Below are 783 nucleotides of genomic sequence, written 5' to 3' on the forward strand. Positions count from 1 at the left end.
TATGCCGACGGTTCCACCATCGAGGCAGCGCTCACCCGCGCGCGTGCCGCCCTGCCGTCCTGGCGGCGGACGCCGCTGGCCGACAGACTGGCGATCCTGCTGCGCTTTGGTGAGGAGATGAAGGCGCGGGCAACGCCGCTGGCCGAGATGGTGGCCTGGCAGATCGGCCGGCCGCTATGGCAGGCCGACGAGACGCCTCGCCTGGCGCTGGTCGGACAATTGCTTGCCGACATCGCACCGGAAACCCTGGCCAATGTGCCGTATCCTTCGGATGACAACATCCGCCGCTATGCCAAGCCGGTGGCGGGCGGCCTGCATCTGTCGATCTGCGCCTGGAACTATCCCACCGCCATGCTCGGCTATCTCGTGACGTCGCCGCTCGCGGCCGGCAATGTGGTGATCTTCAAGCATTCGCCGCAGACGCCGCTGATTGCCGAACTGGCGGAAGAGGCCTTCCGTGCCGCCGGCGGCCCCGAGGGCGTCTTCCAGAGCTTGCATCTCGACCATGCCGATGCCGAGAAGCTGATTGCGTCCGGCGCCTTCAACGCGGTGAATTTCATCGGTTCGGTCAATGGCGGCCGGAGCGTCCATGCCGCCGCCGCCGGCACCTTCACACAGGTGCATCTCGAACTCGGCGGCAAGGATCCGACCTATATCCGCGCCGATGCCGATCTCGAAGCCACGATCCCGCAGATCGCCGAGGGCACCTATTCCAATGCCGGCCAGTCCTGCTGTTCGGTCGAGCGCATCTATGTCGACCAGGCGATTCATGACCGCTTCGTC

Annotated in this window: 1 protein-coding gene; it reads left to right on the plus strand. The window is 65.9% G+C overall.

The window, feature by feature from the left end; all coding sequences use genetic code 11:
* The coding region (locus tag EN939_RS36495) for an aldehyde dehydrogenase family protein (RefSeq protein ID WP_127272081.1) at positions 1-783 on the plus strand (783 nt) is incomplete at both ends.

Origin of the sequence: Mesorhizobium sp. M7A.F.Ca.CA.002.05.1.1, from assembly GCF_003998335.1 — a bacterium.
Classification (GTDB): Bacteria; Pseudomonadota; Alphaproteobacteria; order Rhizobiales; family Rhizobiaceae; genus Mesorhizobium.